Source organism: Pseudomonas sp. G.S.17 (assembly GCF_038096165.1).
Taxonomy (GTDB): domain Bacteria; phylum Pseudomonadota; class Gammaproteobacteria; order Pseudomonadales; family Pseudomonadaceae; genus Aquipseudomonas.
The window spans coordinates 3,219,396-3,242,357 of the sequence record NZ_CP151076.1; the positions used below are offsets into that span (position 1 = coordinate 3,219,396).

Sequence of the window (22,962 nt, forward strand, 5' to 3'; positions counted from 1 at the left end):
TTGAAAACAAAGGGCTAGAAGCGAGCTAATTACATTGATTAGCGGTGCGGAATAACGCCTAACCATATGATTTAGCTGAATAACGTCACGGACTTAAAATCCCTCGTTCCAGGACGTGCCGGTTCGACCCCGGCTCGGGGCACCATCCTTGAAAGCCGCGCACTGCGCGGCTTTCGTCGTTTTAGGGGTTTTGAATCAGCCCTTTCAAAATTGGCAAAACAACCAAACCGTCCACACCTGGGAAAAACACCCGAATCACAGAGTAATTTCTCGGGTACGACGCCCTTTTTGCTTATCCGGTTCGTACAAATGGTGGCGGTGCGCAATGGCGTGATTGCCGCCCTCCTCCTTGGCGTTCTGCCGCTCTGCACAAATCCAACGTTGGGATACAACCCCATCTTTTTGGACGTTGCTCAGAAACTGAGGCACCGATAGTTTGAATGGAAAATTTGATTTTCGACTGTCGTGCGACTAAATTTAGTCGCGTGCAAGGAGCGTGGATGTCCAGGCAGGAAAAGCTAATCGCTAAATTGTTGAACAAGAATGCCGGCTTCAGCTGGCCTGAACTGGTCTCGTTGCTGAAGGGCTTTGGGTACAGGCAGATTGAGGGGGAAGGCAGTCGTGTGAAATTTGAAAATGGCAACGCTTTGGCAATGATAAATCTGCATCGGCCACACCCGGGAAACGAGATAAAAGCCTACGTAAAACGCCAGGTCATCGAGCATTTGAAGGCAGGAGAATTCATTTCATGAACACGCTATTACACCATCGGGGGTATTACGGATCGCTTGAGGCCAGCCCGGAAGACAACTGCCTGTTCGGCAAGCTTCAATTCATCCGCGCCTTGGTGAGTTATGAAGGTCAAACCGTGGCCCAATTGTCCGAAGCGTTCCGGGCTGCGGTGGACGACTACCTCGAAACTTGCGCGACCTTGGGGAAAGATCCCGAGTTGCCATGTAAAGGCTCGTTCAACGTAAGGGTCGGGCATGACCTGCATCTGGCAGCGAGCGTAGCTGCGACACGGGACGAAATCTCTCTAAACGACCTTACGCGTAAAGCGTTGCGTCAATATCTGGATCTAGACGCTTGAATGCCACACGTCGATCAGCTCTGCTGCGCCAGTATCACCGCCAGTAATCCCGGGAACCGACTGTCCAGCTCTTCTCTGCGCAGTGAGTTCATATGGGTGGTTCCCACGCTCTGGGTTCTGACCAGGCCGGCGTCGCGCAATACACGAAAGTGATGGGACATGCTCGACTTGGGTCTACCGCCGTCCAGTTCACCGCAGCTGGCGTCGGTGACGCGGCCGAGATGGCGGACGATTTCCAGGCGTACGGGATCACTCAAGGCATAGAACAAGCGTTCGAGGACGAAATCACTGACGGGAGGATGTTTGAATGGGCGCATGGGCAGATCATACACAAGGGTTTGCCAGACGACCATTGTTCGAATAGTATCGAACAACCGAATTTTAAATTGACCTGAGGTCTGACCATGTCTGCTTTGTTCCAACCCTACACCCTCAAAGACGTCACGCTGCGCAATCGCATTGCCGTGCCGCCCATGTGCCAATACACCGCTGTCGATGGCTTGATCAACGAATGGCATCAAGTGCACTTGGCAGCCATCGCTCGCGGCGGCGCGGGTCTGGTTATCGTGGAAGCTACGGCGGTCGCCCCTGAAGGTCGCATTACGCCGGGCTGCACCGGCATCTGGAATGACGAACTGGCCCAGGCGTTCGTGCCGGTGGTGCAAGCCATCAAGGCTGCCGGATCGGTGCCGGGCATCCAGATCGCCCACGCCGGTCGCAAGGCCAGTGCCAACCGCCCATGGGAAGGCGACGATCATATAGCCGCCGATGATGCGCGCGGCTGGGACACCATTGCGCCCTCTTCCATCGCCTTCGGTGCCAATCTGCCGAAACAACCCAAAGCGATGACCCTGGACGACATCGCCCGTGTTCGTGACGATTTCGTCGCGGCGGCCCGTCGTGCGCGGGATGCGGGTTTCGAGTGGCTGGAATTGCACTTCGCCCACGGTTATCTGGCGCAGACGTTCTTTTCCGAGCACTCCAATCACCGCGAAGACGCTTACGGCGGCAGTTTCGAAAACCGCAGCCGCTTCCTGCTGGAAACGCTGGCGGCAGTGCGCGATGTCTGGCCGGAAAATCTGCCGCTGACTGCCCGCTTCGGTGTGCTTGAGTTCGATGGCCGCGACGAGCAAACCCTGGTGGAGTCCATTGAATTGACCCGTCAGTTCAAGGCTGCCGGGTTGGATATGCTCAGCGTCAGCATCGGTTTCACGATTCCGGAAACCAATATTCCGTGGGCGCCTGCGTTCATGGGGCCGATTGCCGAGCGTGTGCGTCGTGAGGCTGGTATTCCGGTGTCCTCGGCATGGGGCTTCGGCACCCCGGCGATTGCCGAGCAAGTGATCAAGGACGGACAGCTGGATCTGGTCATGGTCGGACGTGCTCACCTGGCCAACCCGCACTGGGCCTATTTCGCTGCCAAGGAACTGGGTGTGGAACGCGCTTCCTGGACATTGCCAGCCCCTTACGCTCACTGGCTTGAGCGTTACTGACAGTCAGCAACCATCCAGCAAAAAGGCGACCATCAGGTCGCCTTTTTCACATCAATGGTGTTTGCATCACTGCGAATTGGCACCCCAGATCCAGTTCCACATCCCCGGCAAATGCACCGGTTCGTCGCCGTTCTGAACCGTGCGCGCCAGTGCCGCGCGCAGCAATATCGAATGGTCATCATAAAACGGCTTTTCGGCAGTCCTCACCCCTGTTGCGTTGGCGCTGTCCAGCAGGATCTGCAAGTATTCCCGAGCGTGCCGGGCTGAATAGCGATTCAAGTCATGAAAGGTCACCACCACGGGAACCACGCCATCCACCGTAGGCAATTCACCGGCTGCGATGCGCTCGCGAACTTCGGAAAGTTGCCGGAGCATATTGGCGCGCCTGCGTGGGCTGGCGTTGAAACCCCAGATTTTGCCGTCATTGGCGCTCACATCGGTCAGCAAAACCTGCATGCCATGCCGCTGATAAGCGGCAAAGGTGCGCTTGTCGTAATTCCAGAATGGCGGGCGGACCAGCGCAGGCGGCGCGCCACTGATCGCAGCAATGGCAGCACTGCCAGCGCTCAGGGATTGCTCAAGGACTTCAGGCGGCAAGGATCGATGATTGGTGTGCCCGGGCGTTGCGGTATGAAACGCCAGGATATGACCTGCCGCGTTCTCCCGACGCATCACGCGCTGGCCGCGCTCACTGCCGCCTGCACGGGCAGCGCCGGTTTGCACAAAAAACACGGCTTTTATATCCGGCTGCAGTGGGTTGTTTTTCAGACTGTCCAGAACCGTCAGGGTTGGATTGGAGAAGCCCGAGGCGCTTGGGCCATCGTCAAAGGTCAGCAAAAAGCGGATCGGAGCTTGTGACTGGAGACGTTGGGACGTCTCTGCGGTCAACGGAATCGGAGCGGAAATACAACCGGCGAGGCTCGCCAGCATGGCGAGCCCCGTTAAAGCGGTGACGATACGTCTCATTGATCTGCTGGTGTCCGAGTGACTGACGCTAATCGCCATGGAATATCTGGCGAACAGTCTACTGGCCTCTTGCCGTCCCCGCATCCGCGTTTATCACCGGATCTGTCACCACAATGGCATCGACTGTCATGAATCGACGGCTGACCGTGCCATAGAGCGTCCAGCCCAGCATGGTGACGATACCGCCCAACATCATCGCGTTGGCTCCGGCGCTGTACAGCGCGTAATAGCTATACGCCGCAGCGATATAGGCAATCGCGTTGGTGAACATAGCATCGCGTGGCGTGACACCCGCGACCTTCTGCATGGTCATCAGTGCTGCCATGGACATCAGGTATGGCACCAGATTGGTGACTACCGCCAGATTGACGATCATGTCGAACTGCTTGCTCAGGTCCGGACTGATGGTCATGAGCGTCAGCGCCACCTGGCAGGCCAACAGCACCAGCATGCCGACAATCGGCACGTCTTTGGCGGTGGTTTTGGCGAACAGTTTGAGGAAGTAACCCACATCTGCAGAACTCTTGAACACCTGGGCGATGGTGAACTGCCAGCCGAGCAGCGAACCGATGCAGGCGATCACCATCAGGCCCATGATGATCTGCCCCACGACAGGGGTGAACATGGTGGCGAACGCCAGGCCGAACGGTGCATTGGAGGCCGCCAGATCCATGTTGGGTACGATCCCGGCGATCACGTTGGTGGACACGATGTAAATCACCGCCGACCCAAGGGTGCCACCCAATACCGCGATCGGCACATTGCGTTCCGGATTTTCCACCGCATCGGTGTTGGCACACGCGGACTCAAGGCCGAGAAACGCCCACAGGGTGATCGAAATGGACGCACCCACGGCTTCAAGGAGCGGCATGTCATGGGGATTCCAGGCCGCAACGTACAAGGACTTGTCGAACCAGAACCAGCCCAGGACCGAAACGCCCAATACCGGAATGACCACGCCCCAAATGGTGACATTGCCGATTTGACCGGTAATCCGCGCGCCACCGAAGTTAGCCACGGTGGTCAGCACCAACAGGCCGGCGGTGGCCATGGCGACGCCAATCGGAGTCAGCTTCATGTTAAACAGCACCGTCGCGTAGCCCACGGCGGTGATCGCAATGGCCACGTTGGCAATCAGCAACGATACGCCATAGGTGTAGTTGGACATGAAGTTGCCGGACCGGCCAAACGCATATTCGGCATAACCACCCATGCCGCCGGGCTTGCGGCTGAAGCGTCCGCACTTGGCAAAGGCATACGCCAGCGCCAGGGAACCCAGTGCGGTGACGATCCAGGAAAAGATCGAAATCGTGCCCACCTGCGCCAGCTTGGACGGCAACAGGACAATCCCCGAACCCAGCATGTTGATCGCCGTCAGCACCGTCAGCTGGACCACGTTCATTTTCTTGACTGCGCTAACCATGTTGCACTCCTTCGCCTTTCACAAAGCGCGGTATTCCAGTGAAAACGCCGGCAAGAGATTGCCGGCGCCCCTCAAGATGGATCATTGCTTGATGACATACCCATAGGCGCGGGTTCGGCCGTCGTCTTCAACGCGCAGATACACACCTTGCAACTCGGGGTTGAAGCCGGGGAAGTGATTGATCGCATCTTCAAGCGCCAGGAAGTATTCCAATACCGGGCCTTGCCAGACCTCGCCGGGTACCACGCAGAGCAGACCCGGCGGATACGGCAAGGCGCCTTCGGCAGCGATCCGGCCCTTGGCGTCCTGCAAGGCGATCAATTCGCAATGTCCGCGCACAAATTCCAGATGAGCATCCCGTGGATTGAGCACAATCGGCGGCATGCTGGCCTTGCGGAACATCTCCTTCTGCAACCTTTTGACGTCATGGCGCACGTACAACTGGTGCATCTCACGACACAGCTGGCCGATGGTGTAGTCGTGGTAACGGACCTGATTGGCCTGATATACGTTGGGCAGCACTTCAGCCAGCGGCGCATCGTCATGAATGAAACGCTCGAAACGCGCGATCTGCGCCACCAGGTGCTGCATCTTCGCTTTGCCTTCAGCGGGCGTCAGCAGGAACAGAATGGAGTTCAGGTCGCTCTTTTCCGGCACGATGCCGTACTGGCGCAGGAAGGTGGCCAATATCCCGGCATGCACGCCAAATTCGGTATAGGCGCCGGTGACGGCATCGATCCCCGGCGTGGTGAACAGCAGCTTGCACGGGTCGATGAAGTATTGATCGTCGGTATAGCCCTCGAACGCGTGCCAGCGCTCATCGGGGTGAAACTTGAAGAAGCGCAGATCGTTGGCGATCACATCGGTCGGGTAGTCCTGCCAATAACGGCCGTCGATGGTTGGCGGCACGAACGGCCGAATCAACGTGCAGTTGTCCATTACCAGCTTGCGCGCCTCGATGCCGGCATGGACGCACTCGCTCCACAGACGCAGGCCGCTGCGACCGCTGTGCATGCGGGCGTTGACGTCCAGCGAGGCGAACAGCGGGTAAAACGGGCTGGTGGATGCCTGAGCCATGAAGGCATTGTTCAGGCGATGGTGATTGCAATAACGATCCTGGCCTTTGATATGCCGGTCTTTCTTGTGGATCTGCGAGGCTTGGGAAAACCCCGCCTGCTGCTTGTGGATCGACTGGGTGACGAAGATGCCAGGATCCTCCGGGCCCAGCTCCAGCAGCATCGGCGAGCAGTCTTTCATCATCGGGATGAACTGCTCATAACCGACCCAGGCTGAGTCGAACAAAATGTAATCGCACAAATGACCGATGCGATCCACAACTTGTCGGGCGTTATAGATCGTGCCGTCGTAGGTGCCCAGTTGAATGACCGCCAGGCGGAACGGCCGAGGCTCGTCCGCTTTATGCGGCGCGACGGTGCGCAGCTGTTCACGCAGATAGTCTTCGTTGAAGCAGTGGGCGTCGATACCGCCGATAAAACCGTAGGGGTTGCGCGCGGTTTCCAGATACAGCGGGGTCGCGCCAGCCTGGAACAATGCCCCTTGATGCACAGACTTGTGGTTGTTGCGGTCGAACAGCACCACATCGCCCGGAGTCAGCAAGGCATTGGTCACCACCTTGTTCGACGCCGAAGTGCCGTTGAGCACGAAGTAAGTCTTGTCGGCGTTGTACACCTTGGCCGCCCGTTTCTGTGCTTCCAGCGGGGCGCCTTCATGGATCAGCAGATCGCCCATCTCGACATCGGCATTGCAGCGGTCAGCGCGGAACAGAGTCGGGCCGAAAAACTCGACAAATTGCCGACCGGCCGGGTGTTTGCGAAAGAACTGGCCGCCTTGATGGCCCGGACAGGCAAACGTCGAATTGCCGCGTTCCACGTAGTGTTTCAACGCACCGAAGAACGGCGGCAACAAGGCTTCTTCATACTGGCTGGCGGCGGTTTCGAGCTTGTCGCCGTAGAACTGCGCGTCATCGACGCCGAGGTCGAACACCCCGCTGATTTGCAGCAGCACATGTTCGATGCTCGGCAAGTTCTCCGGGGTCAGTTGGTCTTTGGCAGTGACCGCGAAAAAAATCGGAATATCGAACCCGGAGGTGCGGATGACTTCCAGTAGCCCGTTGCGCACGTCTTCGGCACTGATGACCGCAGCTGCGATGTCGGTCAGATCGGTTTCGTTGAATTCCAGCACGGTACGTGAGGTGGCGAAGCTGCTGCGGCTGGCCAGACTGGCAGCAATTTTCAAACGATTCACTGGGTAACCTCTGCTACGTAGGGGGTGGCGCTTGGCGTTGTCAGGCAGCGGACCTTATAAAGACCCTCCTCCACTTCCACGCCATGGGTGTCGTGGGTGAAGCCCGGGAATCGATGATCAAAGGCTTCCAGAGCCTTGAGATAACCCAGTAACGGGCCGTCTGCAGGGCCGGCGTTTTCGCCGGGCATCAGTAACGGAATGCCAGGTGGATAAGGCACCACGCCCGTGGCCACGGTGCGCCCCGCCATCTGCTCCAGGCTCACTACTTCAACGTTGCCGCGCACCAGTTGCTCGTAAGCGCGCACCGGGCTCAAGTCCGGAACCGGCAAGGTCGAGAAACCCCGGGACATTGCAGCGGTGGTGTCCAGGTGCGCCATGCTGGCGAACATGGTTTCGCACAGGTCGCGCAGACCCAGACCGCGATAACGCGCGCCATGCGCAGCCATCAAGGCTGGCAGCACCACTTCCAGCGGCGCGTTGTTATCGAAGTCACGCTTGAAATCGAGCAAGGCATTGACCAGCGTGCCCCACTTGCCTTTGGTCACGCCGATGGAGAACAGGAACAGGATGGTGAAATCCGTGGTTTTCTCGGCCACGATGCCTTGCCGATCCAGATACGCCGTCAACACCTGGGCAGGAATGCCCTGCCCGCTCATGCCGCCGCCCGCGAGAATGCCAGGCGAGGTGATCGAGACCTTGATCGGGTCCAGCAGGCAGTAACCGTCTTCGATGTCGCCAAATCCGTGCCAGGCCGCATTGGGCTTGAGGACCCAACAGGCGGGTTCGCTGGCCAGCAGATCATCACTGGCGGTATGAAATGCGATGTCTTTGCCTTGCGCGGGATCGAACACGGTATCCGGCTGCCAGACATTGAAGAACCATTCGCCCTTCTCCAGGAACTCCACGTTGAGGCGCGCCAGCATGCGCCGGAACGAGACCGCCTCGCGGATCGAGTCGTCGGTCAAGGCCTTGCCGCCCGGACCCTCCATCATGGCGGCGCTGACGTCATTGGACGCGATGATCGCGTAATTGGGCGACGTCGAGGCATGCATCATGAACGCCTCGTTGAAACGTGCGTGATCGATAGGGCGACGGCCATCGCGGATATGAATCATCGACGCCTGGGACAATGCGGCGAGCAGCTTGTGCGTGGACTGGGTGGCAAAAACCGTCGGCCGGTCGGCGCCGTGGCTGGCCGGTTCGCCATGCATCGCAAAACGCTCGTGGTACATCGGGTTGAAGCGCGCGTAACCGAACCAGGCTTCGTCAAAATGCAACCGGTCAACGCTTTCGCCCAGCAGCTCCTCGACCCGGCGCACGTTGTAGCACAGCCCGTCGTAGGTCGAGTTGGTGATGATCGCGTGCATCGGTGTTGGATCGATGCCGTTGTGTACCAGCGGATTATTGGCGATGGATTCGCTGATATAGCTGGCGCTCAGGCGTTCCGGCGGAATCGGCCCGATCAGGCCGTAATGGTTGCGCGACGGGATCAGATACGTCGGGATCGCGCCGGACATGGTCATGGCGTGTTCGACCGACTTGTGGCAATTGCGATCACACAGCGTCACTTGATCACGGGTGACGCTGGCCATCAGGATCACCCGATTGGATGTCGATGAGCCATTGGTGACGTGGTACGTGCGATGGGCGCCGAAGACGCGTGCCGCATACACTTCACTGGCGCCGATGGGGCCGGAATGATCCAGCAGCGATCCCAGCTCACCAACAGAAATCGACAGATCGGAGCGGAACAGATTTTCGCCGAAATAATCGAAGAACGCCCGCCCGACCGTGGACTTCAGGAATGCAGTACCGCCGGTATGCCCTGGCGTATGCCACGAGTATTCATAAACCTGGGAGAACTTCACCAATGCCGAGAACATGGGCGGCAGGACTGCTTCCCGGTAACGCTGGATCGCTGCGACGATGCGCCCGCCAATAAACGCGATGGTGTCTTCAAGTAGCCAGATAAAGTCATCGGACTTCTGCATGGCTTCCAGGGGGACAGTGGCGGCGCTGCTGCGATCAGCCAACAGAAAAATAGGCAGGGCTTCACTGCGGGCGCGTACGGCATTGAGCACCGTCATGGCTTTTTCGTGGCCGTCGTCCAGGTCGAGGTCCCAGTCCAGCAGGACACATTGAACCATGGGATCGGCGTGGATGATGGCGACGGCGTCCAGCGCACTTTTCGCGAGAATCACTTCAACCTGACGCTGCTCCAGAACCTCAGCCATCTCTCTGACGGCCCTGCCTGCCGCCGTCAGTGCCGTAAGGTCTTCATGAATGAGCAGGGCTTTCATACCCAAACGAGCTTGCTGTTTACGAGGCATTTTAAAACTTCCTGTTCTAAGAGCGCATGACAGAGTTATCTATTGCGAAGGGCAATCTGAAAACTGACTTGGCGGAGTATTGGGAAGTCGATTTGTGCGTGACTGGGTGAATAGAGGGCGAATGAAACTTACCGTGACGGCAGAGGTGGTAAACAAGGGTAGTCGGGATACTGAAACTTTCACTGTGCCGTGCCTTTTCTGAACGAGCAGGTGACGGAGAGATTTAAATAGTGAGAGGCCGTACGGCAGGGTTGGGGCTGGAGAGCGGCTATTTTTACAGAGTCGCAAACTGAGGAATTGATCTAGATCAATACTCGGGACCGAAGCACGTACGATCCAGGGTTCGATGCCGGTCGTCTGGAACTTATCGCTTTTTATTTAAAAATGAATTTTTTCCGTTTGATTCCGCTCAGATGTCTGGGAACAACGAAAATGGATCCAACGTTGCAGTGCTCCCGGATATTTAATGTGCAGGCTGAGGGAACCAAAATGACTCAAACACCGCAGTACGAAGAGACCCGATCCACAATGAGTCTGGTGCTTGTTGTTGAAGATGAGCCAATGATTCGGGACTTCGTATGCGAAATCCTGACTGAAGAAGGGCTGAAGACCCAGGCGGTCGAGAACGCTGATGAGGCTGTCGATTACCTCAATGCCCATGGTAACGAGGTCGCCTTGTTGCTGACTGACGTACGCATGCCGGGCAGTATGGATGGCATTGCCCTGGCGAATCTGGTGGGTGAGAAATGGGCCGACATACCTATCGTGGTCATGTCCGGGCACGGTACGCCTGGCAGCGATCAGATCAAGCCTGACGTGCTGTTCATCGCCAAGCCCTGGACGATTACCCAACTGCTCAACGGTGTAATGGCTCAACTTGACCGAGCCAACACTCCCCTGGAATCGATCAGCAGCACACCTCGTTAATGCACTAAGCCTGTTGCGCTCTATGCCGCGAGGTACTTGCCCGCAACCAGGCTGTGCTTCCCGAACCCTCATTTAAAATCACGACTGCGGACATCCAGCCCGGCAAGCAGCGGCGTCAGATCGAGCAGGCGCTGCGCGATCACATGCCGCACGCCCTTCTGCGACTCCAACCGCCCGAATACCTGCATCAACCTGGAGCCCACCAGAATCTTGCGTTGACGTTGAGCCAGGTCGAGCCAGACCACGACGTTGATCATGCCGAATTCATCTTCCAGGGTAACGAAGGTCACGCCACTGGCGGTACCCGGACGCTGGCGGCCCACCACCAGCCCGGCCACACTGATCATGCGTCCATGCTCAAGATCGAGCAGATCGTGAGCACTGTAAAAGCGTTTGGCGGCCAGTTGGCGGCGCAACATGGCCAGGGGATGAGGGCCCAATGTGGTTCCGGTCATGGTGTAATCGGCGAACACATCCTGCGCCACCGTCGGTAAAGGCAAGGCGATTTGCGTCTCTTCTACCGTATGTTCCGGGCCGAACAGCGGGCGTTGCGCTTCGACTCCGGCGACTTCCCAGCGCGCCCGATGGCGATGGCCGATCAGTCCGCGCAATGCCCCTGCGTCAGCCAATGCCTCCAGAGCTCGGTTTTCCAGCGCTGCACGCAGGCTCAGATCAGTGGCATCAATAAATGTTCTGCCCGCCCTGGCAGACTCGATATGCCGGGCATCTTCTTCACGAAAGCCGCGAATCATGCGCATGCCCATGCGAATCGCAAGGGTCCGGTTGCGCTCCTGATGCTCGACAGGTTCCAGTGAGCAATCCCAATCGCTGTAGCGCACATCCACCGGGCGAATTTCGATGTGGTGACGCCGCGCGTCCTGAAGAATCTGGTCGGGGCTGTAGAAACCCATGGGCCAACTGTTGATCAGCGCGCAGGCGAAGGCCGCTGGCTCATGACATTTGAGCCAGCAACTGGCGTAGGTCAGCAAGGCGAAGCTGGCAGCATGGGATTCCGGGAAACCATAACTGCCGAAGCCCTTGATTTGCTCGAAAATCCGGGTGATGAACTCTGGCTCATAACCATTGGCTTTCATGCGCTCAGCCAGACGCAGGCGGTGCGGCTCCAGCCCACCATGACGCTTCCAGGCAGCCATGGAACGGCGCAGTTCATCGGCTTCACCGGGGGTGTAATCGGCCGCCAGGATCGCGACTTCCATCACCTGTTCCTGGAACAGGGGAACGCCAAGAGTGCGCTCGAAGACCTTTTTCAGTCTTGGTGGGTAAGTGACAGCTTCCTCATCGTTGCGCCTGCGCAGGTAGGGATGAACCATGTCGCCCTGAATCGGCCCCGGCCGGACGATGGCCACTTCGATGACCAGATCGTAGAAGGTCACAGGTTTGAGGCGCGGCAACATGGCCATTTGCGCTCGGGACTCGATCTGGAATACTCCAATGGTGTCTGCCCGGCCGATCATTTCGTAGGTGGCAGGATCTTCAGCGGGCACTGACGCCAGGGTCCATTGCTGACCTCGATAAGTACGCACCAGATCGAAAGTGCGGCGCAACGCGCTGAGCATGCCGAGGGCGAGGATGTCGACCTTGAGCAAACCCACCAGATCCAGATCATTTTTGTCCCACTGAATAATGGTGCGTTCGGCCATTGCCGCGTTTTCCACCGGCACCAGGGTTTCCAGCGGATGCTCGGAAATGACAAAGCCGCCAGGATGCTGCGATAAATGCCGGGGGAAACCGATCAGCGTGTCCGTCAATGCCAGCACACGCCGCAAAATCGGCGCTTCGGGGTCAAAGCCGTTTTCGCGCAGACGATCCACCGGCGGCATTTCATCGCTCCAGCGGCTGAAACACTCCGCGAGTGCGTTGATCTGGTCCGGCGGCAAGCCCAGCACCTTGGCTACATCACGCACCGCTCCAGTGCCGTGATAAGTACTGGCCACGGCCGTCAGTGCTGCCCTGCCCCGGCCATAACGTTTGAAAACGTACTGCAAAACCTCCTCGCGGCGCTCATGTTCGAAATCCACGTCAATATCCGGCGGCTCGTTGCGCTCCCTGGAAATGAATCGCTCAAATAGCAGATTGCTCTTCTCGGGATTCAGTTCAGTGATGCCCAGGGCGAAACAGACCACGGAATTGGCCGCTGAACCCCGACCCTGGCACAAGATGTCGCGACTGCGCGCAAAGCAGACGATGTCGTGGACCGTGAGAAAGTAGCTCTCGAACTTCATCTCGCCGATCAGCTGCAATTCCTTTTCGATCTGCGCCCGGGTCGCTGGCTTCAGCCCTTTAGGCCAGCGCTTGCGCACGCCTTGCTCAGTCATTTCCCGCAGCCATGAGCCCGGCGTATGTGCTGCTGGCACCAGCTCGTGGGGATATTCATAACGTAACTGGCTCAAGTCGAAGGTGCAGCGCGCAGCGATCAACAGCGTTTGCGCCAATAACTGCTCGGGATACAGCTCAAGCAAGGCGCTGCGCGGACGCAGGTAACGCTCACCATTGGCGAACAGCCGATGCCCGGCCTCGGCCACCGTGGTGTGATAGCGGATGGCGGTCATGGTGTCTTGCAGGGCACGACGCCCACGGGCATGCATATGCACATCGCCACTGGCGACCAGCGGGATATTCAACTCGTGCGCCAGTGCCTGGAGTTGAGCGAGTCGCTGTTGATCATCCGGGCCACGATGCAGCTCGACCGCCAGCCACGTGGCTTCGGGGAATGTTTTTGCCAGCCACTGCCCATGGTCCTGAAGCGTTGCCGCTGGCAATTCGAGATCCGGCAGCCATAACGCCAACAAGCCGCTGCCCGCCCCCGGAAAATCTTCACGTAACGACAGGTATTGACCTTTTTTGGCTCTGCGCCGGGCCAGGGTTATCAACCGGCACAGCGCCTGATAGCCCCTGAGGTTTTCCACCAGAAGCACGACTTTTGGACCATCGACGATGCTGATCTCACTGCCGATGATCAACGGCAGACCGCTGTCCATGGCCGCCTGCCAGGCGCGCACGATGCCGGCCAATGTGCATTCGTCGGTGATCGCCAGGGCCTGGTATTCGTGCTCTTTGGCGCGCTGGAACAATTCTGCGGCGCTGGAGGCTCCACGCTGGAAACTGAAGTTCGACAGGCAATGCAGTTCAGCATAAGGGCTGTTCATGCGAACCAGCCATGCAGCAACAGGTCGCCGCCCTCACCCACTGTTCGATAAGCCCAGCCACGCTGACCGGTACGGGTTTCGACCAGAAAATAGTCGCGCCGAATGTCGCCGCCGTCCCACCAGCCGGACTCGATACGCTCCGGCCCGGCGAGGATTCGCGTACCCGCTTCCGGCAATGGTGATGGCTGACTCAACAGCCAGCCGGGACGCGGCACTTTAGTCTGGGAAAGCCTGACTCTGGTTTCAGAGTCCGCTTGCCAGGCACATTCGGGCCGGTGATCGGCGCGCAGGCGCAAGCCATTGACTGATTCATCGCCCAGCCGCGCGCGCAGCCGTTCGCGTAATTGCTCCCACGGCAGTGATTGCTGGGGCCGCTCATCAAACAGCTCCCGATGAGCCGGGACAAATGGTGGCAATTCACGGGCATGCAAGCGCACTGCGCGCACCGGGGAAGGCACCTGAATCTGCTCCAGCCGGCCGCGCGCCAGTTCAAACAGCATGGCGCCATCACGTTCGGCGCTGAGCAATCCGACCGGCACCAGTGTGTCAGCGCCTACGAGATGTTCCAGATGCAAAGTGAAACGCTGGACGCCACTGTCACGTCCGCCGAGAAACATCGCCAGATCGGAAACCAGCCGTTTGATGGGAAATAGCAAGGCCTGATGAGACTCGACGTCAAAATTGAGCTCGATACGCACATCGAAATAGTCCGGCGGGGTATAGAACTCCAGCGCCACTGGCCGCTCACCGAGCAAGGTATCCAGATGCTGCAGGACCTGCGCCGGAAAACGCCGGGCCAGACTGTTACGTTGCAGTCCGAGAACCTGCTGGAGATTGCGCAGGCCCATGCGCGACAAGGCCGTTGCGGTTTCGCGGGTCAGGCCGATGCGGTCTACCGGCATCTGCTCCAGGGTCCGGCGCAAGCTCTCGCTGCAGGTAACTGCCAGTCCGTCATGAACATTGGCCAGCATGCGCGCAGCCACCGGATTGGGCGCCACGACGATTCGGTGGGAAAACCCCAAAGCGTTCAACTCGGCGCGCAACCGGGCTTCGAACACTGGCCACGGTCCGAACAAACCCAGGCTTGATTCGACTTCCATGATCAATACGCGCGGGTATTTCAGACTGACTTGCGAGCTGAAGCGATACGCCCAGGCTGCCAGCAAACGATGCCAGCGCTCGGTTTCCGCCGGGTCGAATTCAGCGGTTGCGAAATCACGCACCATGGCGTGGGCACTGGTCAAGGATTGACCGGGCCGCAGCCCCAAGGCTCGGGCGGCCGGATTGACCGCCTGCAATATCCGCCGTTGCGGCGTGCCGCTCAGCAGCGCCAGCGGTTCATCGGCATTGGTGCGGCGGCGCATGACGCCGTCGAGCGCCAGTTGTGGCAGCAAGACACAGGCCCACAACATAAGAACCTCAAGCGCCTGTCGTAAAGGGGATGGGAAATGCCGGCGCCATACCGCCCCGACATTTGAGCACCCGCAATTGCAGGGGCCGGGTATCAATGGCAATGCGCAACGCAGCGGGCGATGGATTGGTCGCGGCCTGTATCGGGCGGCAGGCGAAGGCCAGGGTCTGCCCGGTTTCGGCGGCCACTTGCAAGCGACGCAGCGCCCGGTCATCCGCTTGCCGGGGCCAGCACACCACCGCGCCACAACTGCCGGAGCGCAAGCATTGCTCGGCCGCCCACAAGCCGTCGCGCTCGCTGGCCTGAATCACTGCCAGCCAGCGTAGATCGACACCGGCCGCTTCCCACGCCTGAGGGTAAGGAATGAACGGCGGTGCAACCAGGACGATACGTTCGCCCTTGTCAGCCAGCCGCGCCAGGGTTGGCCATAACAGACGCAATTCGCCGCTGCCATCGGCAGGGATCAGGATTTCACTGAGCGCCGAGGCAGGCCAGCCACCTGTAGGCAGCGCGGCATCCAGGGCTGAATGGCCGGTGGGTTGCGGACTGACCGGGGGCGCACTTTGCCGGCCTTTCCAGACCCGTCGCTCGTCCAGCAGCGCATCGAGGCTGACCACGGCGCCCATCATTCACGCCTGACCAGGCCACAGAACACGCCTTCGATGGCGAAATCCTGATGGGGCTCGACCACAATCGGCGCATAAGCCGGGTTACGCGGCAGCAGGAGAAATTGGTTATGGCCGGTTTGCAGGCGTTTGATGGTGACTTCGCCGTCCAGCCGTGCAACCACGATCTGCCCGTCCTGGGCTTCGCTGCTTCGATGGACGCCGACCAGGTCACCATCAAGGATGCCGTCCTCGATCATCGAGTCGCCCTGCACCCGCAGCAGATAATCCGGCACGCGGGAAAACGTGGCGCGGTCCAGCAGCAAGGTGTCGTGGGTGCCGACATCCGGACCGATCGGCATGCCGGCGGCCACGCGGCCCATGACCGGAATTTCCAGCAGCTCGGGACGCGGGGCGGTCTGTATCAGGCGAATGCCTCTGGCCTGATTGGGCATGACTTCGATCAAGCCGGCCTCGGTCAAGGCGAGAATGTGTTTGCGTGCCACGCTGCGCGAGGCAAAACCGAAGGCTTCGGAGATTTCCGCAAGGCTCGGCGATTGACCCTGCTGCGCGATGCGATCGCGAATGAAGGTAAGAATTGCGCTGCGGCGAGGAGATAATATGCTCATGGAGTACATTTGTACTCCTTTGCGCTTTTGCTGCCTAGAGCATTTGGTCGCCAGACTCGAAATCAGCGGCCCGCTAAGGCTGAATCAAGTCGGACAGCCTTCGGCGCCGTGGTTCAGCCCTTGCTTGTAGTTCTCGTACTCGAGCGTCGCTTTGCCGTTGGTCCACTTGAGGGTCAGCACGGACAACGAGTCAAAATCATCGCCCGTCCAGTCGTTCACAAGTTTGATTTTTTGCCCGGACGCTTCCTCTGCCACCTTGTTGATCAACTCAGGCAGATAGCCGTGGGACCAGGCAGTGTAAATCGTCGCATCGCGGTACTTGTCATTCATTAATTCATCGGCCAGATCGCTGGTGTCATTGGCCGCGAAGTCGATATTGATGGGCAGGCCAAGTTTTATCGCGCTGGGACCAACCGTCATCAAGGGACGCAGATAGCTATAGGAATGATCGCCCTCACCTTCTTCAACGTGACGGCTGGGGTTGGCGGCAAAGATGAAATTGGCCTTGCCGAATTCCTTGGGCAGCAGCTCTGACAGATCGATGGCGCGATTCAGGCCCTGACAGTTCAACTGGCCCAGGCCCATTGAAGGTTTTTCCGCGTGGCGCATGAACACCAGCGTTTGTGTACCGTTCTTGGGTTCGGCATGTACGCCCTTGCCCACGCTGAACAACAACGCCGAAGACGCTATAAGCAATACAGGGAGGACGAAGAATGCACAGCGACGCTGGAATCGGGTGATGAGGGGCGCTTTGAAAATTTTCATTATTCTCGGATTCTGGTACGCATTTATTGGAGATATAGCGCCAATCGCTACTGCGAATATGCTTCCCTGACTGGGTTCGCTCCCCGCAACTCCATGTTCCGATCAGCATGCGGCTGGCTGTGAAGGCCGCTCACAGGCTAGTTGTCCAATGTGTCGATTTAAAGAATGTGACGATAAGAGTCAAATAAGGCCTGAAGGTTGCATCCAGGGTCATAAATACTCGAACTATCAACGAGTAAAATGCTGTCCCGTTATAGAGACCGAAAGACTATTACTCGAAAGCTACTTGCGCAGCCCGCAGACAATTGCGCTTAGCGCAACCGCAAGCCCGGCGCCAGCAAACACCCATGTGGCAGAGGCCACCGGCAATAACACCCCCGCCAACAATGGGCCCAGTCCGGCACCGATGTCTCGCCAGACAGCGTTGGCGGCCAAGGCCTGCACTCGACCCGGCCCAGGGTTGCGTTGCGCAACCAGCGTGGTCACCAGGGGCAGTTGCACCGCGCGCAAGATCAACACGCTGGCCGCCCCGAGAATCAACCAATGGGAACCGAACGCCGTGAGTGCGATGCAGGTCAGCACCGAGCACACCACCAGCATGTTCACCGCCCCGACATGATCAGCAAGGCGACCGCCCAATGGGCTCAAGAGCATTTCCGAGACATAACGCAACGCTAGCAGCACCCCCGCAACCAGAACGGCATTGGTGCCCATCACGGCTTGCGCCTGCAGCGACAAGCCAAAAATGAACAGCCCGTCCAGCGCGACGCCTTCGACGAACGACCAGATCGCAACACTGTCCGGTGCCTTGAAACGGCGACCCGAAGCGGTCGGCATGACATGTGCGAGCCCCGGTAAGCCACGGGCCACCCAGCAACCGAGCAGCGCGGCCAAGGCCAGCACAATAAACACCGGCCGGGGGCCGAACTGGATACTGATCAATGCGCCAACCGGCAAGGCCAGCATCGGGCCGATCGCGATATAGGCCCGAGAACGACCTGAGCGATGCGCCGCCCCCGCAGGTTCCGAAGTGGCCAGAACCTGCGTAGACAAATTGAGCGCCGCGTAGGCCAATCCCCAACCCAGGCGCAGGATCAACAGCCACCAGAATCCGGAAATGACCGCATTGCCGAGCGCGCATACCGTCGCTGTCGCCGCAGCCAGCATGACTGTAGGACGATCACCATGGCGCGCGTAATAACGCACCACGTAGCTATAACCAAAAATCCTCACCAGCCGATTGGCCGCCAACAGCACTCCGGCCTGGGCCAGGCTGATGCCAAATGCCTGCACATGCATCGGCAGCAGCAGATACAGCAACACGTCACTGGGTAAACACAGCGCCAGGACTATGGCCGAACGACGGGAGGCAGCATCAACGGAAGGTTTAACCGCAGGCATTTCGAGCAACAGCCGGTTACAAAACGGACGTGCAGCATGAGGCTCTGGAATGCGGACTGACAACCCTTCTTTCATAAAACTGTCACGCCAATGCGCTGCGCAGGATTGAACATTGACCCGGCGCCAGATCCACAAATACCGCCTTTCATCCGGCGCCGTGTTGACGTGAGCGCGGCGATGGTGTTTTCTGAAACCGTTTTCAGAGCCCGTAAAACTAGCCCGCCAATAAATCCAACAGGGTGTTCAATGTGAGTAGTTTTCCTCCGTCGCCGCGTGTGCGCGTGACCATGAATGATGTTGCCGATCTGGCCGGTGTATCCAAGGCCAGCGTCTCGCGTTTTATAGGCGATGACCGGCAATTACTCTCCGATGCCATCGCCTTGCGCATTGAACAGGCTATCGAAACCCTCGGTTATCGCCCCAATCAAATGGCTCGCGGCCTGAAGCGCGGTCGTACGCGGTTGATCGGCATGCTCGTCGCCGACATTCGCAACCCCTATTCCATTGCCGTCATGCACGGTGTCGAAACCGCCTGCCGACGTCACGGTTACAGCCTTGTGGTGTGCAATACCGATCGCGATGACGAGCAGGAACGCCTGCATCTGGCGGCGCTGCGTTCTTACAACATCGAGGGTTTGATCGTGAATACCCTCGGGCATCACCTTGATGAACTGCGCGATCTGCATCGCGAACTGCCCATGGTTCTGGTGGATCGCCGAGTCGATCAGCTGGACAGTGATCTGGTGGGACTGAACAACAGTGCAGCGGTGCAACAAGCCATCGATCATCTGGAAAGCTGCGGCTACCGCGACATCTTGCTGGTCAGCGAGCAACAGGACGGGACCAGCACCCGCCTGGAACGAACCGAAGCCTTCACCCGCCTGATGGAGCAGCGACCCCGGCTTCGTGGTCAGGTCACGCAAACCGATGAGCAACTGGCCGACAATCTGCGATCCTTTCTCGCCGCACCGGGCCCCGGCCCCAAGGCGCTGTTCACCGCCAATGGCGTGGCGACGCTGACCTCCACCCGGCTGCTTCGTGAGCTGGGTTGCGACCTTTTTGATGATATCGGCCTGATCGCCCTGGATGAACTGGACTGGTATCCCTTGGTGGGCAGCGGCATTACTTCCCTCGCCCAACCCACCCATGACATCGGCATTACCGCATTCGAATGCCTGCTCAACCGGCTGCGTGGCGATCAGGCACCCAGCCGGCTGTTCGACTTTCCAGCGAAATTGATTGTGCGCGGCTCGACTCGACCGCGCTCCTGACATGAACGACCGCTGTTCGATCCACTTTTTACGTAAAAATGAAACCGGTTTCAGAGGATAAAAATAATGCACATGAACCCCGTCTCCATCAGTCTTTCAAGCTTCGGCGCCGATCTGGTTCGTCAGCGCGGGCAAGCCGCCTTTATTCCACTATTGGTTGATAGCAACGTCTCGCGCATCGAATTGCGCGAAGAGCTGTTCACTGTTGAGGATTTCCCCGCCCTGGCTCTGGCGATTCAGGTTCAAGGCCTGGAGTGTCTGTATTCGGCGCCGCTGGAATTGTGGCTGGCTGATCAGACGCAACCCAATCCACAACTGACCGCAACCCTGCTACGGGCCCATACCTGCGGCGCGAAGTGGCTGAAAGTTTCTCTCGGTCACTTTACTGACGCCTGTGATTTACAGGCGCTCAGTGAGGAACTGGCCCACCACGATGTGCAACTGCTGGTGGAAAACGACCAGACAGCCCACGGCGGAATAATCGCGCCCTTGCGCCGTTTCTTCGCGCAGATAGAAGCCCTGAAACTGGACATCGGCATGACCTTCGATGTCGGCAATTGGCAGTGGCAGGACCAGAATGTGCTCAGCGCCGCGCAGCAATTGGGGCGCTTCGTGCAATACGTGCATTTCAAGGCCGTGACCCGCAACGCCAGTGACAAGCTGGTTGCGGTCCCGCCCACCGAGGCTGACTTGCCTGCATGGCGACAACTGCTGGCGTATATGCCGGACGCAGTCCCGCGTGCCATCGAATACCCGTTGCAAGGCGACGATTTGCTGGCGATCACCCGCCAGCAGGTGGCCATCCTGGCGCGTCTCGCTCCGGATGCGCCGATTCAGCCACGGGAGGCATTGAGCCATGTCTGAGATCGATATCCTCTCATTCGGCGAAACCATGGCGATGTTCGTCGCGGAGCAGCCCGGCGATCTGGCTCAGGTCAGTCATTTCGAAAAACGCATTGCCGGTGCCGACAGCAACGTTGCCATCGGTCTGGCGCGCCTGGGCTTCAAGGTTGAATGGCTGAGCCGCGTCGGCGATGACTCGCTGGGGCGTTTCGTCGTTGACAGCCTGCAACGCGAAGGCGTGAGTTGTCAGCACGTGACCGTGGACCCGCTGCACCCCACCGGTTTCCAGCTCAAGTCCCGGGAACTGGAGGGCGCCGATCCTGCCGTGGAGTATTTCCGCAAGGGTTCGGCGGCCAGTCGCCTGTCGCTCAAGGACATCGATCCGCGCCTGCTCGACGCCAGGCATTTACACGCAACCGGCATCCCCGCTGCGTTGTCGGGCAGCTGCCGTGACTTGTCCCGGGAATTGATGACCTGCATGCATAACGCCGGACGCAGCGTGTCGTTCGATCCTAATTTGCGCCCGTCCCTGTGGCCGAACCAGGCACGCATGATCAACGAGATCAACTACCTCGCCAGCCTGGCGCACTGGGTGTTTCCAGGTTTGGCCGAAGGCCTGGTGCTCACCGGCTATGAAGATCCGCCGGACATTGCCGCGTTCTACCTGGACCAGGGCGTCGAAGCGGTGGTGATCAAGCTCGGCGCTAACGGCGCGTATTACCGCACGCAAAACGATCAGGGTTTTGTCGCCGGCGTTCCGGTCAGCCAGGTGGTTGACACCGTCGGCGCCGGTGATGGTTTCGCCGTCGGGGTGATCAGCGCCCTGCTGGAAAACCAGGGGTTTGCCCAGGCCGTAGCCCGGGGCAACTGGATCGGCAGTCAGGCCGTGCAAAGCCGCGGCGATATGGAAGGCCTGCCGTCACGCGCGGCGCTCGACGCGGCGTTGCCCATCAGCCGAAAACTGGCGGAACTGATCTGAACCACCCCTGCTCAACTGAATAACCGTACCTGCTGCGACAACAACAAAAAGCTCAGGAGATCGAAATGGAAAAGTTACTCGATAGCGTTAAAACCAGCGGTTTGAAACGTCGCTGGTTGTGGATCATGCCCATCGTCTTCATCACTTACAGCCTGGCCTATCTGGATCGGGCCAATTATGGCTTTGCCGCCGCCTCGGGCATGGCCGAAGACCTGCACATCACCCCAGGCATGTCGTCGTTGCTGGGTGCCCTGTTCTTTCTCGGCTATTTCTTCTTTCAGGTGCCAGGTGCGATCTACGCGCAGAAGAAGAGCGTTAAAAAGCTGATCTTTGTCAGCCTGATTCTCTGGGGTGGCCTCGCGACGCTGACTGGCATTGTTTCCAATGCCTACATGCTGATCGGTATCCGCTTCATGCTCGGCGTGGTCGAGGCTGCAGTAATGCCCGCAATGCTGGTCTATCTCTGCTACTGGTTCACACGCGCCGAGCGCTCCCGGGCCAATACCGTGCTGATTCTCGGCAATCCGGTGACCATGCTCTGGATGTCAGTGGTTTCCGGTTATCTCGTAGCCCATTTCAGCTGGCGTTGGATGTTTATCGTCGAAGGCTTGCCAGCGGTTATCTGGGCGTTTATCTGGTGGCGTCTGGTGGACGAGCGTCCAGCCCAGGCCAAGTGGCTCAGTGAAGCCGAGAAAACCGAACTGCAAGCGCGCCTGGACGCCGAGCAAGTCGGCATCAAACCGGTGAAGAACTATGCCGAGGCATTTCGTTCGCCAAAAGTGTTGCTGCTCGCCGCGCAGTATTTCTGCTGGAGCATCGGCGTTTACGGCTTTGTGCTGTGGCTGCCGACCATCCTGAAAAAAGGCATGCAGATGGACATGGTCGAGGCCGGTTGGTTGTCGGCCTTGCCTTATCTGGCTGCCGTGATCGGCATGATCGTGGTGTCCTGGGCCTCGGACAAACTGCAAAAACGTAAGGTGTTTGTATGGCCGCCGCTGCTGCTGGCCGCGATTGCCTTCTACGGTTCCTACGCCTTGGGTACTGAACATTTCTGGTGGTCCTATTCCCTGCTGGTGATTGCCGGTGCCTGCATGTATGCGCCTTATGGGCCGTTCTTTGCCATCGTTCCGGAAATCCTGCCGTCGAATGTGGCCGGTGGGGCCATGGCGCTGATCAACAGTCTCGGCGCATTGGGTTCGTTTGCCGGCTCGTATCTGGTGGGTTACCTCAACGGCGTGACCGGAACCCTGAGCGCTTCGTATCTGTTCATGAGCGGCTCGCTGCTGCTGTCGGTATTCCTGACCCTGATGCTCAGGCCAGACAACAAAACCAAGCCTGTCGCTGACCAGCGCAATACTCCCCGCGCCCCGGCCCATCCTTGAAAGGGAAATGTCCAC

At 58.8% G+C, this 22,962-nt stretch carries 19 protein-coding genes; 8 read left to right on the forward strand and 11 right to left on the reverse strand.

What is annotated here, in order from left to right; all coding sequences use genetic code 11:
• Window positions 1–500: 500 nt before the first annotated feature.
• On the forward strand, window positions 501–752 hold the full coding sequence (locus AABC73_RS15180) for a type II toxin-antitoxin system HicA family toxin (RefSeq protein ID WP_341519894.1): 252 nt from the start codon (window positions 501–503) through the stop codon (window positions 750–752).
• Complete coding sequence (locus AABC73_RS15185; protein WP_341519895.1) at window positions 749–1,090, forward strand: type II toxin-antitoxin system HicB family antitoxin; 342 nt, start codon at window positions 749–751, stop codon at window positions 1,088–1,090. Before AABC73_RS15180 ends, AABC73_RS15185 begins: the two co-directional genes overlap by 4 nt.
• A 14-nt stretch (window positions 1,091–1,104) precedes the next feature.
• Here the strand turns inward: AABC73_RS15185 and AABC73_RS15190 are convergent, their stop codons facing one another.
• Entirely contained in the window at window positions 1,105–1,407 is a 303-nt protein-coding gene (locus AABC73_RS15190; RefSeq protein WP_341519896.1) for a helix-turn-helix domain-containing protein, read from the reverse strand.
• A gap of 87 nt (window positions 1,408–1,494) precedes the next feature.
• Between AABC73_RS15190 and AABC73_RS15195 the strand changes: the two genes are divergently transcribed.
• Entirely contained in the window at window positions 1,495–2,583 is a 1,089-nt protein-coding gene (locus AABC73_RS15195) for an NADH:flavin oxidoreductase/NADH oxidase (protein WP_341519897.1), read from the forward strand.
• 66 nt (window positions 2,584–2,649) lie between these two features.
• Here the strand turns inward: AABC73_RS15195 and AABC73_RS15200 are convergent, their stop codons facing one another.
• From AABC73_RS15200 to AABC73_RS15215, 4 genes are all read right to left on the reverse strand, one after another.
• The gene (locus AABC73_RS15200) at window positions 2,650–3,549 is read right to left on the reverse strand and encodes a polysaccharide deacetylase family protein (RefSeq protein WP_341519898.1); all 900 of its coding nucleotides are present in this window, start codon (window positions 3,547–3,549) and stop codon (window positions 2,650–2,652) included.
• A 58-nt stretch (window positions 3,550–3,607) separates the two neighbouring features.
• Window positions 3,608–4,972, reverse strand: coding sequence for a putrescine-ornithine antiporter (gene potE / locus AABC73_RS15205; RefSeq protein WP_341519899.1), 1,365 nt, complete (start codon window positions 4,970–4,972; stop codon window positions 3,608–3,610).
• An 81-nt stretch (window positions 4,973–5,053) separates the two neighbouring features.
• Entirely contained in the window at window positions 5,054–7,237 is a 2,184-nt protein-coding gene (locus AABC73_RS15210) for an ornithine decarboxylase (protein ID WP_341519900.1), read from the reverse strand.
• A complete protein-coding gene (locus AABC73_RS15215) occupies window positions 7,234–9,537 on the reverse strand; it encodes an Orn/Lys/Arg decarboxylase N-terminal domain-containing protein (RefSeq protein WP_341524248.1) in 2,304 nt (767 codons plus the stop codon). The genes AABC73_RS15210 and AABC73_RS15215 overlap by 4 nt, the downstream gene beginning before the upstream one ends.
• Before the next feature lie 519 nt (window positions 9,538–10,056).
• Here AABC73_RS15215 and AABC73_RS15220 point away from each other — a divergent pair.
• Window positions 10,057–10,494, forward strand: a complete 438-nt coding sequence (locus tag AABC73_RS15220; RefSeq protein WP_341519901.1) for a response regulator — start codon at window positions 10,057–10,059, stop codon at window positions 10,492–10,494.
• 68 nt (window positions 10,495–10,562) lie between these two features.
• On the opposite strand, the gene AABC73_RS15225 is transcribed toward AABC73_RS15220, so the two are convergent.
• The 6 genes from AABC73_RS15225 to AABC73_RS15250 form a co-directional block, all read right to left on the reverse strand.
• On the reverse strand, window positions 10,563–13,661 hold the full coding sequence (locus AABC73_RS15225; protein WP_341519902.1) for an error-prone DNA polymerase: 3,099 nt from the start codon (window positions 13,659–13,661) through the stop codon (window positions 10,563–10,565).
• Complete coding sequence (locus AABC73_RS15230; RefSeq protein ID WP_341519903.1) at window positions 13,658–15,073, reverse strand: DNA polymerase Y family protein; 1,416 nt, start codon at window positions 15,071–15,073, stop codon at window positions 13,658–13,660. The genes AABC73_RS15225 and AABC73_RS15230 overlap by 4 nt, the downstream gene beginning before the upstream one ends.
• A 7-nt stretch (window positions 15,074–15,080) precedes the next feature.
• Entirely contained in the window at window positions 15,081–15,698 is a 618-nt protein-coding gene (gene imuA / locus AABC73_RS15235; RefSeq protein WP_341519904.1) for a translesion DNA synthesis-associated protein ImuA, read from the reverse strand.
• Window positions 15,698–16,315 (reverse strand): transcriptional repressor LexA, encoded by a 618-nt coding sequence (gene lexA / locus AABC73_RS15240; RefSeq protein ID WP_341519905.1) that lies wholly within the window; start codon window positions 16,313–16,315, stop codon window positions 15,698–15,700. The genes imuA and lexA overlap by 1 nt, the downstream gene beginning before the upstream one ends.
• Before the next feature lie 75 nt (window positions 16,316–16,390).
• The gene (locus AABC73_RS15245; protein ID WP_341519906.1) at window positions 16,391–17,071 is read right to left on the reverse strand and encodes a hypothetical protein; all 681 of its coding nucleotides are present in this window, start codon (window positions 17,069–17,071) and stop codon (window positions 16,391–16,393) included.
• A 282-nt stretch (window positions 17,072–17,353) separates the two neighbouring features.
• Window positions 17,354–18,472, reverse strand: a complete 1,119-nt coding sequence (locus tag AABC73_RS15250) for an MFS transporter (protein ID WP_341519907.1) — start codon at window positions 18,470–18,472, stop codon at window positions 17,354–17,356.
• A gap of 248 nt (window positions 18,473–18,720) precedes the next feature.
• Here AABC73_RS15250 and AABC73_RS15255 point away from each other — a divergent pair, with 248 nt between their 5' ends.
• From AABC73_RS15255 to AABC73_RS15270, 4 genes are all read left to right on the forward strand, one after another.
• Window positions 18,721–19,743, forward strand: coding sequence for a LacI family DNA-binding transcriptional regulator (locus AABC73_RS15255; protein ID WP_341519908.1), 1,023 nt, complete (start codon window positions 18,721–18,723; stop codon window positions 19,741–19,743).
• A gap of 66 nt (window positions 19,744–19,809) precedes the next feature.
• Window positions 19,810–20,607 carry an AP endonuclease gene (locus AABC73_RS15260; RefSeq protein WP_341519909.1) on the forward strand — a complete coding sequence of 266 codons (798 nt, stop codon included), beginning with the start codon at window positions 19,810–19,812 and terminating at the stop codon, window positions 20,605–20,607.
• The gene (locus AABC73_RS15265; RefSeq protein ID WP_341519910.1) at window positions 20,600–21,565 is read left to right on the forward strand and encodes a sugar kinase; all 966 of its coding nucleotides are present in this window, start codon (window positions 20,600–20,602) and stop codon (window positions 21,563–21,565) included. Before AABC73_RS15260 ends, AABC73_RS15265 begins: the two co-directional genes overlap by 8 nt.
• Before the next feature lie 65 nt (window positions 21,566–21,630).
• Window positions 21,631–22,947 (forward strand): MFS transporter, encoded by a 1,317-nt coding sequence (locus AABC73_RS15270; RefSeq protein WP_341519911.1) that lies wholly within the window; start codon window positions 21,631–21,633, stop codon window positions 22,945–22,947.
• Window positions 22,948–22,962 lie beyond the last annotated feature (15 nt).